14 protein-coding genes, 1 other RNA gene and 1 pseudogene are annotated in these 14703 nt (G+C 74.7%); 12 read left to right on the top strand and 4 right to left on the bottom strand.

Annotated features, from left to right (window positions below; genetic code table 11):
* The first annotated feature begins 44 nt into the window (after positions 1–44).
* Positions 45–1010 carry a cobalamin biosynthesis protein gene (locus BUE43_RS29955; RefSeq protein ID WP_073489694.1) on the top strand — a complete coding sequence of 322 codons (966 nt, stop codon included), beginning with the start codon at positions 45–47 and terminating at the stop codon, positions 1008–1010.
* 54 nt (positions 1011–1064) lie between these two features.
* On the opposite strand, the gene BUE43_RS29960 is transcribed toward BUE43_RS29955, so the two are convergent.
* Entirely contained in the window at positions 1065–1928 is an 864-nt protein-coding gene (locus BUE43_RS29960) for an SURF1 family cytochrome oxidase biogenesis protein (RefSeq protein ID WP_073489695.1), read from the bottom strand.
* A 203-nt stretch (positions 1929–2131) separates the two neighbouring features.
* On the opposite strand from BUE43_RS29960, the gene BUE43_RS29965 reads away from it, so the two are divergent.
* Both BUE43_RS29965 and BUE43_RS36125 read left to right on the top strand, forming a co-directional pair.
* The gene (locus BUE43_RS29965) at positions 2132–2944 is read left to right on the top strand and encodes a class I SAM-dependent methyltransferase (protein WP_073489696.1); all 813 of its coding nucleotides are present in this window, start codon (positions 2132–2134) and stop codon (positions 2942–2944) included.
* Positions 2945–3090: 146 nt separating this feature from the next.
* Positions 3091–3180 (top strand): annotated as a pseudogene (locus BUE43_RS36125) (IS982 family transposase); the annotation flags it as partial.
* A gap of 551 nt (positions 3181–3731) precedes the next feature.
* Here the strand turns inward: BUE43_RS36125 and BUE43_RS29970 are convergent.
* The gene (locus BUE43_RS29970) at positions 3732–4187 is read right to left on the bottom strand and encodes a low molecular weight protein-tyrosine-phosphatase (RefSeq protein ID WP_073489697.1); all 456 of its coding nucleotides are present in this window, start codon (positions 4185–4187) and stop codon (positions 3732–3734) included.
* Between the two features lie 189 nt (positions 4188–4376).
* On the opposite strand from BUE43_RS29970, the gene cobC reads away from it, so the two are divergent.
* The 6 genes from cobC to BUE43_RS30000 all read left to right on the top strand — a co-directional run bounded on the left by cobC (position 4377) and on the right by BUE43_RS30000 (position 9341).
* Positions 4377–5468 carry an Rv2231c family histidinol phosphate aminotransferase CobC gene (gene cobC / locus BUE43_RS29975; RefSeq protein ID WP_073489698.1) on the top strand — a complete coding sequence of 364 codons (1092 nt, stop codon included), beginning with the start codon at positions 4377–4379 and terminating at the stop codon, positions 5466–5468.
* Between the two features lie 92 nt (positions 5469–5560).
* Positions 5561–6697: a Nif3-like dinuclear metal center hexameric protein gene (locus tag BUE43_RS29980; protein WP_073489744.1), complete on the top strand. Its 1137-nt coding sequence runs from the start codon at positions 5561–5563 to the stop codon at positions 6695–6697.
* Complete coding sequence (locus BUE43_RS29985; RefSeq protein WP_073489746.1) at positions 6694–7431, top strand: zinc ribbon domain-containing protein; 738 nt, start codon at positions 6694–6696, stop codon at positions 7429–7431. Before BUE43_RS29980 ends, BUE43_RS29985 begins: the two co-directional genes overlap by 4 nt.
* Before the next feature lie 2 nt (positions 7432–7433).
* On the top strand, positions 7434–8573 hold the full coding sequence (locus tag BUE43_RS29990; RefSeq protein WP_073489745.1) for a bifunctional RNase H/acid phosphatase: 1140 nt from the start codon (positions 7434–7436) through the stop codon (positions 8571–8573).
* 63 nt (positions 8574–8636) lie between these two features.
* Positions 8637–9048, top strand: an RNA gene (gene rnpB / locus BUE43_RS29995) — RNase P RNA component class A.
* A 107-nt stretch (positions 9049–9155) separates the two neighbouring features.
* Positions 9156–9341: a hypothetical protein gene (locus BUE43_RS30000; RefSeq protein WP_073489699.1), complete on the top strand. Its 186-nt coding sequence runs from the start codon at positions 9156–9158 to the stop codon at positions 9339–9341.
* Between the two features lie 32 nt (positions 9342–9373).
* Here the strand turns inward: BUE43_RS30000 and BUE43_RS30005 are convergent, their stop codons facing one another.
* Positions 9374–10324: a LysR family transcriptional regulator gene (locus BUE43_RS30005; protein WP_073489747.1), complete on the bottom strand. Its 951-nt coding sequence runs from the start codon at positions 10322–10324 to the stop codon at positions 9374–9376.
* 76 nt (positions 10325–10400) lie between these two features.
* Between BUE43_RS30005 and BUE43_RS30010 the strand changes: the two genes are divergently transcribed.
* The 3 genes from BUE43_RS30010 to BUE43_RS30020 are packed head-to-tail and all read left to right on the top strand — an operon-like array spanning position 10401 to position 13842.
* Positions 10401–11153: a succinate dehydrogenase cytochrome b subunit gene (locus BUE43_RS30010; protein ID WP_073489749.1), complete on the top strand. Its 753-nt coding sequence runs from the start codon at positions 10401–10403 to the stop codon at positions 11151–11153.
* Positions 11153–13087 (top strand): fumarate reductase/succinate dehydrogenase flavoprotein subunit, encoded by a 1935-nt coding sequence (locus BUE43_RS30015; RefSeq protein ID WP_073489748.1) that lies wholly within the window; start codon positions 11153–11155, stop codon positions 13085–13087. Before BUE43_RS30010 ends, BUE43_RS30015 begins: the two co-directional genes overlap by 1 nt.
* Positions 13084–13842, top strand: a complete 759-nt coding sequence (locus tag BUE43_RS30020) for a succinate dehydrogenase/fumarate reductase iron-sulfur subunit (protein ID WP_073489700.1) — start codon at positions 13084–13086, stop codon at positions 13840–13842. Before BUE43_RS30015 ends, BUE43_RS30020 begins: the two co-directional genes overlap by 4 nt.
* A gap of 63 nt (positions 13843–13905) precedes the next feature.
* Here the strand turns inward: BUE43_RS30020 and BUE43_RS30025 are convergent, their stop codons facing one another.
* Positions 13906–14670 (bottom strand): hypothetical protein, encoded by a 765-nt coding sequence (locus tag BUE43_RS30025; RefSeq protein WP_073489701.1) that lies wholly within the window; start codon positions 14668–14670, stop codon positions 13906–13908.
* Positions 14671–14703 lie beyond the last annotated feature (33 nt).

The following is a 14703-nucleotide window of genomic DNA, read 5'->3' on the forward strand; positions in this document are numbered from 1 at the left end:
CCGTGGTCGGGGGACGGAACGGCGCAGCGAGAGGGGAGGGCCGGGTGAGCGCGGCACGCGCCATCGGTCTGCTGTTGGGGGTGGCCGCGGACGCGGCCCTGGGCGATCCGCGCCGGGGGCACCCGGTCGCCGCCTTCGGAAGGGCCGCCACGGCCGCGGAGAAGCTGTTGTACCGGGACCACCGGGCTCCGGGCGCGGCGTACACGGCGTTGTTGGGCGGGACGGCGGTGCTGCTCGGCGTGGCCGCCGAGCGCGTGACCCGCCGCAGCCCGGTCGCGCAGGCGGCGACGACCGCCGTGGCGACCTGGGCGGTGCTCGGCGGGGCGTCGCTGGCGAAGGAGGGCACGGTCATGGGCCGGGCGCTGGACGCCGGCCGGATCGACGAGGCCCGCGCCCGCCTGCCGCACCTGTGCGGCCGCGAGCCCGGCACGCTGGACGGGGCGGGGCTGGCCCGCGCCACGGTGGAGTCGGTGGCCGAGAACACCTCCGACGCCGTGGTCGCCCCGCTGTTCTGGGGCGCCGTGGCCGGCGTGCCCGGCCTGCTCGGCTACCGGGCGGTCAACACGCTGGACGCGATGGTCGGGCACCGCTCCGAGCGGTACCGCCACTTCGGCTGGGCGTCGGCCCGGCTCGACGACCTGGTCAACCTGGTGCCCTCCCGGGCCGCCGCCGCGCTGACGGCGCTGTGCGCGCCGGTCGTGGGCGGCTCGGCCGGGGGCGCGTGGCGCACCTGGCGGCGCGACGCCTCGGCGCACCCGAGCCCCAACGCCGGCCAGGTCGAAGCGGCCTTCGCCGGCGCGCTGGAGGTCCGCCTCGGCGGCCGCACGATCTACGGCCGGGGCCCGGACCGGCGGGTGGAGGAGCGCCCGGTGCTCGGGGACGGCCGCACGCCCGACGCCGGGCACGTCACCCGGGCGGTGGAGCTGTCCCGGGTCGTCGGCGCGGTGGCCGGCGCGGCCTCGGCGGCGACGACCCTGCTGCTCGGTCTGCGCCGGTCCCGCCGCCGCTGACCCGACCGGTGCCCTCGGGCCGGTGCTGGCCCGCCGGTGCTGGCCGGAGCCGGCTCAGCCGCTGCGGTCGCCGTGCCGGCTCGGGGGCCCCGCCGCCCGACTCCTGGTCGCGACGCGCTCGCCCGGCTCGTCGTCGAGGTCGTCCTCGTCGTCCCTGGCGAGGGCGTCGTGCACCGAGACCCGCTTGGGCCGGTCCGGCTTCGCCTCCCGGAAGGCGAAGTAGCCAAGGCCCAGGATCGCCATGATCGCGAAGCCGGCCCACTGCAGCGAGTACGCGAGGTGCGGGCCGGTGGTCAGGTCGGGCAGGGGCATCGCGCCCAGCACGCCGGGCTGGCCGTCGACCAGGGTGAAGAAGCCGGGCCGCAGGTCGAGGCCGGTGGCCCGGCCGACGGTGGCCGCGTTGGCCACGTAGACCTGGAGGTGCCCGAACTCGGTGAACGCGTCGCGGTTGGCGCCGTCGACCTCGTCGACCCGCACGTGCGCGGTGACGCTGACCTGCCCGGTGGGCGGCGCGGCGAACGGGGGCACCCTGTTGCCCTCGACCGGGTGCACGTACCCCCGGTTGACCAGCACGGAGCTCCCGCTGGCCAGCTGGAACGGGGTCAGCACCTCGTAGGCCGCCTTGCCCTGCACGCTGCGCAGGCGCAGCAGCGCCTCACCCCGCGGCAGGTAGCTGCCGGTGAGCACGACGCGCCGCCACTCGGTGCGGCCGTCCGGCGCCTGGTCGCCCGGCAGCACCTCCTCGACGGGCACCGGCGCGAGCTGCTCCGCCGTGCGCACGCCGTCGATGAGCGCCTGCTTCTCCTCGTGGCGGTGGTACTGCCACGGCGCGAGCACCGTGAACGCCAGGGCCGCGAACACGCCGACCAGCACGATCGCCGCCAGCCAGCCAGGGCGGAACAGGAACTTCAGGCGCACCCCTCAACAGTAGGACGCCTACACGTGGTCGACACCAGGTGGTGCCCCGCGTCGCCGCCGGCGGGCACCCGCACGGGCGAAGCGGGCCGCCGCCGCGCCGTGGTTGATTGCCCGGCCCGGTGACCCCGGTGATGCTGAGGTGCGGTCAAGGTCGGCGCGCTCCGCGCCGATCCCGCCGACGAGGGGGAAGCGGAAGGAGCGGCATGGACAACCGCATCGAGAGCCGGACCCGCCCGCGGCTGCTGCCTCTCACCCACGTCGTGCGCCACGGCGCCCGGCGGCTCGTGGAGCGCACGATCGTCAAACGGGTGGGCTATCCCACCATGGGGCACCTGCTCCGGCACGACGCCCCGCTGCACCTCACCGCCTCCTCGTTCGTCGAGGGCGTGGCCGGCCGCGACGGCCTGGCCCGCTACCGCAAGGAGCTCGACGCGCTGGACACGGAGTGGCGGGAGCGGGCCGAGACCACCGCCGACCTGCCCTACCCCCGGCACTTCGACGTCGAGGACGAGTCGGCCCGCACGCTGTACCTGCTCGCCAGGGCCGTCCGGCCGGAGCACGTGCTGGAGACCGGTGTGGCCAACGGCCGGTCGACCTGGTGGATCCTGCGCGCGCTGCGCCGCAACGGCCGGGGCCGGCTGCACAGCTTCGACGTGCGCGGCGACGTCGGCGGGTACCTCTCCGCCGAGGAGCGGGACGGCTGGGACCTGCGGCTGCTGCGCTCCCGCTCCCGGCGGTCCTGGTCGGCGGCCCTGGCCAGCCTGCCCCCGCTCGACCTGTTCGTGCACGACAGCCACCACACCTACGGCTGGCAGTGGCTGGAGTACACCGGAGCGCTGAGCCGGCTCCGGCCCGGTTCCGTCCTCGCCAGCGACGACGCGGACGCCTCCTACGCCTTCAGCGCGTTCTGCGAACGCCACACGCTCCAGCCGCACTACCTCTTCGACCGCCGCAAGGTCTTCGCCGCCGCGCGCACGCCAGCAACGCCTGCCGACGCTCAGACGAGTGATGCGTGAGTCCGCGTGGCGCCCGGAGACGGGCGAAGGGTGTTCAAGATCCATTACGGACGACAGGCGTGAACACCCTTCCTCGCCGTGCTCCACGGCAGGGCTGACGGCCAACTGGCGGGCAGGCCCGTGCCGGCAGATCCCGGAGCCGCTTCACGCCGGTGGAGTGCGCCCGCTCCCACCCGGCAGTGCAGCGCTCACCGTTGGCCGGCTGGGCGAAGCACGGCTACTGCCGCTCGCACTCCGCTGGTTTCGAGGGCTGTGGCCTCACTTGTCCGCATCCCCGCCGGGCTGCCGGTCAACCCGCCCCGCTCACCGACCGTCTCGGGCTGCTGATCACCGGCGATGAGGGCTGCGCTTCCCGCGAACTCGACCACTACCTCGCCGAACGAGGCATCCGGCTGATCCGGCCGCGTCGCTCTCCATGCCTGGCCCTGATCGCCGCCCTCTGGCAGAACCGCGCCCACGTGCGCCGACCGAGACGGGAACTCCTCGCCCAGCCGTCGGCCCGGACCGCTCGCTCGCACCGATCGGCCAGACTGATCAGCCGCACCGATCAGCCGCACCGGTCAGCGCACTGATCGGCCCCGCCGATCGGCCGAACCGATCGGCCGGACTGATCGGCTCCACCGATCGGTGTCCGCTCGGCGCCCGTGCTCGGGATCGGCTCGACCGACTGCGCGAGGCCGGCTTCCGGTCGCGCGGCCGGGCCGCCGACCTCGTGCGCCGGCTCCGTCGGCTCCCGGGCTGGACGGCTGCCCGAGGGGACCTCAGCGCGCCGGGGCTGACGGGTCGGTCACAGCCTCTCCCGCACCCAGCCGAGCAGCCCGGGCGCCGCGGCCTCGACCATCTCCAGGACCTCGACGAACCCCTGCCGGCCGCCGTAGTAGGGGTCGGGCACGTCCAGGTCGGTCGCCCTCGGGTCGAACGAGCGCAACAGCCGCACCCGGGCCGGGTCGTCCACCAGCCGCCGCAACGCCCGGTCGTGGTCGGTGTCCAGCGCGACCAGCAGGTCCGCGTCCAGGTGGTCCCCGTCGACCCGCGCGGCCACGTGCTCGGTCGGGTAGCCGTGGTCGGCCAGCACCTTCGCCGCGCGCGGGTCGGCCGGGTCGCCCGCGTGCCACGACCCGGTGCCCGCGCTGGTCACCCGCACCCGGTCGGCCAGGCCGACCCGCTCCAGGTGGGTGGTGAACACCAGTGCCGCCATGGGGGACCGGCAGATGTTGCCGGTGCAGACGAAGCAAACATGCACGACGGTTCACCTTAGGTGGCGTGCGAGTCCGGACGCCGAGGTCCCGCCGGGGCGCTCCCGGGCGCTGACCCGCCGAGGTCCGGTGCGTGGTCCCGCCCGCTCCGCTGGCCGCGTGGCGCGTCGGACACACTGCGTCACGCACCCCTGCGGCGTCGGTCCGGCGCCGTCGCGCCCCTAAACTCTCCGGCGATGACCAGCGACGACGACCAGCGCACCGCCGAGCGGGCGAAGCTGCGCCACCACGGCGACGTGGACGCCGCCCCGGGGCTGGTCGACTTCGCGGTGAACGTCCGACTGGAGCGCCCGCCCGCCTGGCTGCGGGACCGGCTGCGCGTCGCGCTCGACCGGCTCGGCGCCTACCCCAGCGCGGAGGCCGACGCCCTCGCCCGCGCCGCCGTCGCCGCCCGGCACGGCCGCCGCCCGGACGAGGTGCTGGTGCTCAACGGCGGCGCGGAGGGCTTCGCGCTGCTGCCCGCGCTGCGCCCCCGCCACGCCGCCGTGATCCACCCGTCGTTCACCGAGCCCGAGGTGGCGCTGGTCGACGCCGGGGTCCCGGTCACCCGGGTGCCGCTCGACCCCGCCGACGGCTACGCGCTGCGCCCCGACCTGGTGCCCGCCGACGCCGACCTGGTCGTGCTCGGCAACCCGACGAACCCGACCTCCGTGCTGCACCCCGCCGCCGCCGTCCGCGCGCTGGCCCGCCCCGGGCGGGTGCTCGTGGTCGACGAGGCGTTCGCCGACGCGGTGCCCGGCGAGCGCGGGTCGCTGGCCGGCGACGCCGACACGCCCGGCCTGCTGGTGCTGCGCAGCCTGACCAAGACCTGGGCGTTGCCCGGTCTCCGCGCCGGCTACGCGCTCGGCGCTCCCGACCTGCTCGCCCGGCTCGCCGCGCCCCGCCCGCACTGGCCCGTCGGCACGTTGGTGCTGGAGGCGGTGGCCGCGTGCTGCTCCGCCGCGGCCGTCGCCGAGGCGGACGCGGCGGCGCGCGAGCTGTCCCGCCACCGCGACGACTTCGCCCGCGCGCTGGCCGAGCTGCCCGGCGTGGCGGTCCACCTCCCGGCGGCGGGGCCGTTCCTGCTGCTCCGCGTGCCCGGCGGCGACCGGGTGCTGGCCGGACTGCGCGCGCGGGGCATCGCGGTGCGGCGGGCCGACACCTTCCCCGGACTGGGCGTCGACCACCTGCGGGTGGCCGTGCGCGGCCCCGCGCGGAACGCCCTCCTGCTCGACGCGCTGCGCGCCGAGCTGGCCGTGTCGGACGTCGCCATGGAGGTCTTCACGTGAGCGTGAGCGAGCGCGGTGGGAGCGGTGAGCTGACCGCCGAGCCGGGTGGCGGTCGGGCCGGTGGCGCGCGCGTCGCCGACGTCGTCGCCGCCATGGAGGCCGCCTACCCGCCGGCGCTGGCCGAGTCCTGGGACGCGGTCGGACTGGTCTGCGGGGACCCGGACGAGCCGGTGCGGCGGGTGCTGTTCTGCGTCGACCCGGTTGAGTCCACAGTGGACGAAGCGGTCGAGGTGGGCGCGCAGCTCCTCGTCTCCCACCACCCGCTGATGCTCCGCGGCGTCAACGCCGTGCCGGCCAACACGCCCAAGGGCCGCGTGGTGCACCGCCTCGTGCGGTCCGGCATCGCCCTGTTCACCGCGCACACCAACGCCGACTCCGCCGACCCCGGCGTCTCGGACGCCCTCGCCCGGGCGATCGGGCTCACCGTGACCGGACCGCTGGACCCGCGCCCCGCCGACCCGCTCGACGCGTTGAGCACGACGGTGCCGCTGGCCCACGCCGAGCGGGTGCTCGCGGCGCTGGCCGGGGCGGGCGCCGGCCAGGTCGGGAACTACGGCGACGCGGCCTGGTACGTCGACGGCACCGGCCAGTACCGCCCGCTCCCGGGAGCCGCGCCCGCCCTCGGCGAGATCGACGCGGTGCACCGCGAGCCGGAGACCCGCATCGAGACCGTGCTGCCCCGGCGCCTGCGCCGGTCGGTGCTCGCCGCGCTGCGCGCCGCCCACCCGTACGAGGAGCCGGCCTTCGACCTGCACGAGGTGGCCGACCTGCCGTCCAGCCGGGGACTGGGCCGGATCGGGGAGCTGCCCGCGGCCGAGCCGCTGTCGGCGTTCGTCCGGCGGGTCGCCGACGCGCTGCCGCCCACCGCGTGGGGCGTGCGCGCCGCCGGCGACCCGGACCGCCCGATCAGGGCGGTGGCGGTCTGCGGCGGCGCCGGCGACTCCTACCTGGACCGCGCGACCGCGGCCGGCGTCGACGCCTACGTCACCGCCGACCTGCGGCACCACCCCGCCGGCGAGCACCTGGCCCGCGCCGACGTGCCGGGCGCGCGCGTGCCCGCGCTGGTCGACGTCGCGCACTGGGCCAGCGAGTGGCCCTGGTGCGACCAGGCGGCCGGCGTCGTGCGCGCCGCCCTCGGCGGTACGGTCGAGGTCCTTGTTTCCACCCGCCGCACCGACCCGTGGACGATCGGTGCGACGACCAGCCCGACCGGGAGGACGCCCGCGTGAAAGCCCAGCCCGCCGCCCAGCGTCGGCTGCTCGACCTGGCCAAGGTCGACGCCGAGCTGCACCGCGTCGCGCACCGTCGCCGCACGATGCCGGAGCTCGCCGAGATCGCCGAGCTGGAGCGCGCCGTCCGGGCCAGGCAGGACGCCGTGATCGCGGTCGAGACCACCCACAGCGACCTGGACCGGGACGCCCGCCGGCTGGAGACCGAGATCGAGCAGGTGCGGGCGCGGGAGGACCGCGACCGCCGGCTGCTCGACGGCGGCGCCGTGGGCGCCAAGCAGGTCGTCGACCTCCAGCACGAGCTGGAGACGCTGGCCCGCCGGCGGGGCGTGCTGGAGGACGAGCTGCTGGAGGTCATGGAGCGGCGCGAGGCCGTCGAGCAGGACGTCGCGCACCGCCGCGAGGAGCTCGCCGCCGTGGAGGAGAAGCTCGGCGACGCGCGGGGCCGGCGGGACGAGGCGCTGGCCGACCTCGACGTGATCGACGCGCGGCGCGCCGTCGAGCGCAAGGGCCTGGTCGCGGCGCTGCCCGACGAGCTGGTCAGCCTGTACGAGCGCATCCGCACCCACAAGGGCACCGGCGCGGCGTTGCTGCGGTCGCGGCGCTGCGGCGCGTGCCAGCTCGAACTGGACCGCACCGTGCTCGGCGAGCTGCGCACCGCCGCGTCGGACGAGGTCGTCCGGTGCTCGGAGTGCGGCGTCATCCTGGTGCGCACCGGGGAGTCCGGCCTGTGAAGGTGGTCGTCGAGGCCGACGGCGGTTCGCGGGGCAACCCCGGGCCGGCGGGCTACGGCGCGGTGGTGCGGGACGCCCGCACCGGCGAGGTGCTGGCGGAACGCTCGGGCGGTTTGGGCGTGACCACCAACAACGTCGCCGAATACGAGGGCCTGCTCGCCGGGCTGCGCGCGGCCGTCGAGCTGGGCGCCGACGAGGTCGAGGTCCGCATGGACTCCAAGCTCGTCGTCGAGCAGATGAGCGGCCGGTGGAAGGTGCGGCAGGCGCACCTCCAGCCGCTGGTGGAGGAGGGCGGGCGGCTGGCCAGGGGCCTGTCCGACGTCCGGTACACGTGGGTGCCGCGCGCCCGCAACGCCCACGCCGACCGACTCGCCAACGAGGCGATGGACGAGCAGGCCGGCGGCGGCCGGCGGGCCGAGCCCGAGACGCCCACCTCGACCGGTGCCACCTCGACCGACGCGATCGCCGAGCCGGCGACGGCCCTGGCCGCGCGGACCGGCCCGCCCAGCGCGTGGACCGGCGCGGTCGGCGAACCCACCCGCTTCCTCCTGCTCCGGCACGGGCAGACGGAGATGTCCGCGCAGCGCCGGTACTCCGGGCGCGGGGACGTGCCGCTGAGCGCGGTGGGCGAGCAGCAGGCGGCGGCCGCGGCGAAGCGGCTGGCCGGGATCGAGAACGTGGCGGCCGTGGTGTCCTCGCCGCTGGCGCGGACCAGGCAGACCGCGCGGGCCGTGGCCGACGCGCTCGGCGTCGAGCCGACGACGCACGAGGGCCTGGTCGAGACCGACTTCGGCGCGTGGGAGGGGCTGACGTTCGCCGAGGCCGCCGAGCGCGACCCGGAGCTGCACCGGCGGTGGCTGTCCGACCCGAGCGTGCCGACGCCCGGCGGGGAGAGCTTCGACCAGGTCCACCGGCGGGTGCGCCGGGCCAGGGACGAGCTGATCGCGAGCCACGGCGGGGCGACGATCGTCGTGGTGAGCCACGTCACCCCGATCAAGTCGGTGCTGCGGATGGCCATGGACGTCGGGCCGTCGCTGCTGTACCGGCTGCACCTGGACCTGGCGTCGCTGTCGGTCGCCGAGTTCTACCCGGACGGCCACGCCTCGGTCCGCCTGGTCAACGACACCTCGCACCTGGGCTGAGCGGTCGGCCAGGACGCCGGGGAAGGTCCGGCCCCGCCCTGGCGTTAGGATCTGTCGAGCGGACGAGCTGGCCGGGCGACCGCGTTGGCGTCCCGTCCCCCCGGGGAGCGGGTCGCCGCCGAGGAAAGTCCGGACTCCACAGGGCAGGGTGGTTGCTAACGGCAACCCGGGGTGACCCGCGGGACAGTGCCACAGAAAGCAGACCGCCCGGCAGCCGCCGGGTAAGGGTGAAACGGTGGTGTAAGAGACCACCAGCACCCCGGGTGACCGGGGTGGCTCGGTAAACCCCACCTGGAGCAAGGCCAAGAGGGCGCCACACGTGGTGCCTGCGCAGGCGTTCGAGGGTCGCCCGCCCGATGCCTGCGGGTAGGCCGCACGAGCCTGCCGGCGACGGCAGGCCTAGATGGATGGTCGCCGAACGGGAGCGCCGCGAGGCCCCCGGGAACAGAATCCGGCTTACAGGCCAGCTCGTCCGCTCCCTTTCCGCTCCCCCTCCCCGCCCGGCGCCGGCAGGCGTCGCGAAGGTCGGGAACGGGTACTCCCGCCCCGGACGGTCCGGGTGAGGCGAGGGAGGCGGAGCCGGTGACCAGCGAACCCGAGGGCGCGCCGTCGGAGGACGAGCGGACGCCGATGGAGAAGCTGAAGGAGAAGGCGAAGAAGCTCGTCGACCCCGGGGCGCCGACCCCGGGCCGGGACAACGCGCAGACCTTCGCGCCGGAGCCCCCGCCGGACGAGCGGCCGGACGCGGAGCGGGGCGGGCAGCGGTAGCGCGGCGGGCGGCGGTAGACCGGCGGTAGGGCTCAGTCCGGCGCGCCGGGGGTGGGCAGCGACTGCACGCCGGGCGCAAGCCGGTGCAGGTCGGCGGAGCGCGTCACGTACGTCAGCAACGTGGAGCGCAGCGCCCGAGCCGCGTGGGGCAGGCTGACGTCGGTCCGGTAGGCCAGGGCGATCGTCCGGCTGATGCCCGGCGGCGCCAGCGGCGTACCCCGCAGCCGAGGGCGGTCCCGCAGCACCATGCTCGGCACGATCGCCACCCCGAGGCCCGCCTCCACGAACCGCAGCACCGCGTTCAACTCCCCGCCCTCCACCGCGAAGCGGGGGCTGACGCCGGCGGTGCGGCAGGCCGCGAGCGTGGCCTCGCGCAGGTCGTAGCCCGGGCGGAACATCACCAGCGGCCGGTCGGCCAGCTCCGTGATCCGCAGGTGGTGGCGGTGCGTGGGCGGCGGGTCGTCCACGCTGGAGGCGACCACGAGGTCCTCGTGCAGGATCGGCAGCGTGGTCAGCGCCGGGTCGGCGCCCTCCGGCGGGACGATGACCAGGGCCAGGTCGAGCTGACCCCTGGTCAGCTCGCGCACCAGGTCCCGCGACCCGCTCTCCTCCACCATCAGGTGAATGCCCGGGTAGGTGTCGTGGAACCGGCGCAGGACGTCCGGCAGCAGGCTCAGGCTCAGGCTCGGGGTGGCGCCGACGCGCACCCGGCCGCGGCGCAGCCCCACCAGCTCCTGCACCTCCAGCCGGGCCGTCTCCACGTCGGCGAGGATCCGCTTGGCCAGCGGCAGCAGCGCCTCGCCCGCCGGGGTGAGCGCGATGTTGCCGCGGGCCCTGGTGAACAACGCCGTGCCGAGCTCCGCCTCCAGGCTCCGGATCTGCTTGCTCAGTGAGGGCTGCGCCACACGCGTGACCTCGGCGGCCCGCGTGAAGTGCCGCGTCTCGGCGACCGCGAGGAAGTACACGAGCTGCTGCAACGTCACTTCCATAGCGTAGGGCTATCGTCACGAGTCGAACGATGTATTGGACGACTGGTGGGGCGGCTCCTACCGTCGCGGCGTGGCAACTGCGAGCACGCGGCTCACCCGGCCAGGGGACAACGCCCCGCCGGGCGTCCCCCGGGCGCGGACCCCGAGGACGACGATCGGTCGGCTGTGGGCCTCCACCGTCGGCAAGAAGGCCGTGATGGCCGTGACCGGCGGGGCGATGTTCCTGTTCGTCATCGGGCACATGGCCGGCAACCTCAAGGTCCTCTTCGGACCCGAGGCGTTCAACGAGCACCCGAAGTGGCTGCGGAGCATCGGCGAGGGGCTGCTGGGCCACGGCGGGTTCGTGTGGATCGCCCGCGTCGGGCTGCTCCTCAGCCTGGTCCTGCACATGACCGCCGCGATCCAGCTCGCCCGGCGGGCGCGGACCGCCCGTCCCGCGCGGTACCAGCACCGCCGGCCGGTGCAGGGCAGCTACGCCGCGCGGACCATGCGCTGGGGCGGCGTGATCATCGCGTTGTTCCTCGTCTACCACCTGATGGACCTCACGGCGGGCTGGCTCAACCCGGTCGGCGACCTGGAGAACCCGTACGGCAACGTCACCGCCGACTTCCGCCACTGGTACGTGAGCCTGACCTACGCGGTGGCGATCGTGACGCTGGGCTTCCACATCCGGCACGGCGTGTGGAGCGCGTTGCAGACCCTCGGCGCGTCCAACGGCGCCCGGCAGCGCGTCCTCAGGGGCGTCGCGCTCGGCGTCGCCGTGGCGATCTGCGCCGGGTTCCTGGCCGTGCCGTTCTCCGTCCTCACGGGATTGGTGAAGTGATGCGTTACGTCGAGGGAGCGCCGATCGCGGACACCGCGGCGCCCGGTGGTCCGATCGAGACCCGCTGGGACCGCCACCGCTTCGGCACCAGGCTGGTCAACCCGGCCAACAAGCGGAAGCTCACGGTCATCGTGGTCGGCACCGGCCTCGCCGGCGGCGCGGCCGCCGCCACCCTGGGCGAGCTGGGCTACAACGTCCTGTCGTTCTGCTACCAGGACAGCCCGCGCCGGGCGCACAGCATCGCCGCGCAGGGCGGCATCAACGCCGCGAAGAACTACCGCAACGACGGCGACAGCGTCCACCGGCTGTTCTACGACACCGTCAAGGGCGGCGACTTCCGGTCGCGGGAGTCCAACGTGTACCGACTCGCGCAGATCAGCGTTGAGATCATCGACCAGTGCGTGGCCCAGGGCGTGCCCTTCGCCCGCGAGTACGGCGGCCTGCTCGACACCCGCTCCTTCGGCGGCGCGCAGGTCTCCCGCACCTTCTACGCGCGGGGCCAGACGGGACAACAGCTCCTGCTCGGCGCGTACCAGGCGCTGGCGCGGCAGGTGAACGCCGGGCGGGTGAAGATGCACCCCCGCACCGAGATGCTCGACCTGGTCGTCGCGGACGGGCGGGCCAGGGGCATTGTCGCCAGGGACCTGGTGACGGGCGAGGTCACCACGCACCTGGCCGACGCGGTCGTGCTCGCGACCGGCGGCTACGGCAACGTCTTCTACCTGTCCACCAACGCCAAGGGCTGCAACGCCACCGCGATCTGGCGCGCCCACCGGCGCGGGGCCCTGCTGGCCAACCCCTGCTACACCCAGATCCACCCCACGTGCATCCCGGTCAGCGGCGACCACCAGTCGAAGCTGACCCTGATGAGCGAGTCGCTGCGCAACGACGGTCGGGTGTGGGTGCCGGTCAGGGCCGGCGACACGCGGCCGGCCAACCAGATCCCCGAGAGCGAGCGCGACTACTACCTGGAGCGCATCTACCCCAGCTTCGGCAACCTCGTGCCGCGCGACATCGCCTCCCGCGCCGCCAAGAACGTCTGCGACTCCGGCCACGGCGTCGGCCCCGGCGGCCTCGGCGTCTACCTGGACTTCGCCGACGCGATCCGCCGCCTCGGCAAGCCCGCCGTGGAGGCCAAGTACGGCAACCTCTTCGAGATGTACCAGCGCATCACCGGCGAGGACCCGTACGAGGTCCCGATGCGCATCTACCCCGCCGTGCACTACACGATGGGCGGGCTGTGGGTCGACTACGACCTGCAGAGCACCATCCCCGGCCTGTTCGTCGTCGGGGAGGCCAACTTCTCCGACCACGGCGCGAACCGGCTCGGCGCGAGCGCGCTCATGCAGGGGCTGGCCGACGGCTACTTCGTCCTGCCCAACACCATCGGCGGCTACCTCGCCGACGGGCCGTTCGACCCCGTGCCCGCCGACCACCCCGCCGTGACCGAGGCGGAGACCGGCGTGCGGGACCGGGTCGCGCGGCTGCTCGCGGTCAACGGGGACCGCACCGTCGACTCCTTCCACCGCGAGCTGGGCCGGCTCATGTGGGACCACTGCGGCATGGAGCGCTCCGAGGAGGGCCTGCGCAAGGCGCTGGAGCGGATTCCCGAGCTGCGTCAGGAGTTCTGGGAGCGGGTGCGGGTCCCCGGCGACGGCGAGGGGCTCAACCAGGCGCTGGAGAAGGCCGGCCGGGTGGCCGACTTCTTCGAGCTGGCCGAGCTGATGTGCGTCGACGCCCTGCACCGCACCGAGTCCTGCGGCGGCCACTTCCGCGCCGAGAGCCAGACGCCGGACGGCGAGGCGCTGCGCGACGACGAGCGCTTCAGCTACGTCGCGGCCTGGGAGTACGCCGGCGCCGACGAGCCGCCCGTGCTGCACCGCGAGGCCCTGGACTTCGAGTACGTCACGCCCAGCCAACGGAGCTACAAGTGAGACTGACCCTGCGGGTCTGGCGGCAGGCCGGACCGGACGAGGACGGACGCCTGGTCGACTACGCGGTCGACGACGTCAGCCCGGACATGTCGTTCCTGGAGATGCTCGACGTCCTCAACGAGCGGCTGGTCCTCGACGGCGAGGAGCCGATCGCCTTCGACCACGACTGCCGCGAGGGCATCTGTGGCATGTGCGGCATGATGATCAACGGCGTGGCGCACGGCCCGGAGCGGGCCACCACCACCTGCCAGCTCCACATGCGGCACTTCTCCGACGGCGACGTCGTCGTCATCGAGCCCTGGCGGGCCAGGGCGTTCCCCGTCATCAGGGACCTCGTCGTCGACCGGGGCGCCTTCGACCGCATCATCGAGGCCGGCGGCTACATCACCGCGCCCACGGGCAGCGCGCCGGACGCGCACGCCATCCCGATCCCCAAACCGGACGCGGACAAGGCGTTCGAGGCGGCGGCCTGCATCGGCTGCGGCGCCTGCGTCGCCGCCTGCCCCAACGGCTCCGGGATGCTGTTCACGGCGGCCAAGGCCACCCACCTCGGCCTGCTCCCGCAGGGCCAGCCCGAGCGGCACAGCCGCGCCGTCGACATGCTCGCCACCCACGACGCGCTCGACTTCGGCGGCTGCACCAACGCCGGCGAGTGCGCCCCGGCCTGCCCGAAGGGCATTCCGCTGGAGTCCATCGCCCGCCTCAACCGGGACGTCCTGCGGGCGACCGTGAGCGGAGCGCACAAGCCGCGGTAGCGGCCCGGGGGGCGCGCGGCGCGATGCCCCGTCGGGGTAGCGGGACATCGCGCCGCCACTCCCTCAGCTCCCCTTCGCCGTCGCTTCGAGGAAGAAGGCGGCGTACAACTTCACGACTGACTGCGAGAACTCGTTCGCCGCGATCGTCGCGGCGCGGTTCGCTGGACGGCCCGAGCTCTCGGCCTCGAGCACGACGACCTGGTCGGGGACGTCGGGGATGTCGAGGATGATCTGGGCGTCGTTGCGAACCTCCTTCTCACCGATCCCGTCCTCCGGGCGGTTCAGGACGCACATGCGCCGCCCGGCCGCCTCCTCCACCGTGGCGACGAGGTCCACGACCTGCTGTGGCCCCGGCCGGCACACCTTGTCGAACGCGCCGTCCCGGAAGAAGACCTTCACCTGATATCCGATCCTCTGGTCCCCGGCGCCGCGCGCGGACGAGCCGGCCTTCTCGAACAGGCAGTACTGGAGGTGGATCGTCCGGATGATGTTCCCGCCCAACGCGGTCTCCACCGCGTTGTCCGGAACCATCCCGCACAGGTAGAGGGCGCCCCAGTGACCAGCGGGCCCCGGCCGCTGCTTGCCCAACGCCGCGATCTCGGTGATCTTCCGCTTCTCCAGCGGAACCCATTCCTGGCACAGGTTGGGCGGGCTGTTCCCGCAGTGCTTGGTGGTCGGCTGGGGAACCGGGGGCGGCGTCACGGACGACGACGTGGTGGTGGGAGAGGGCGGGGGAGCCGCCTGGTCGGCCTCGCGGCCGCAGGACGTGGTGGCCAGGGTGAACGTCAACACCGTCGCCGCGATGAGCCGGTGCAGGGGTCTTCGCACGTCTTCTTCTTCCGGGCAGGGAAAAACGCCGTC

Source organism: Streptoalloteichus hindustanus, assembly GCF_900129375.1.
In the GTDB taxonomy this organism is placed as follows: Bacteria; Actinomycetota; Actinomycetes; order Mycobacteriales; family Pseudonocardiaceae; genus Streptoalloteichus; species Streptoalloteichus hindustanus.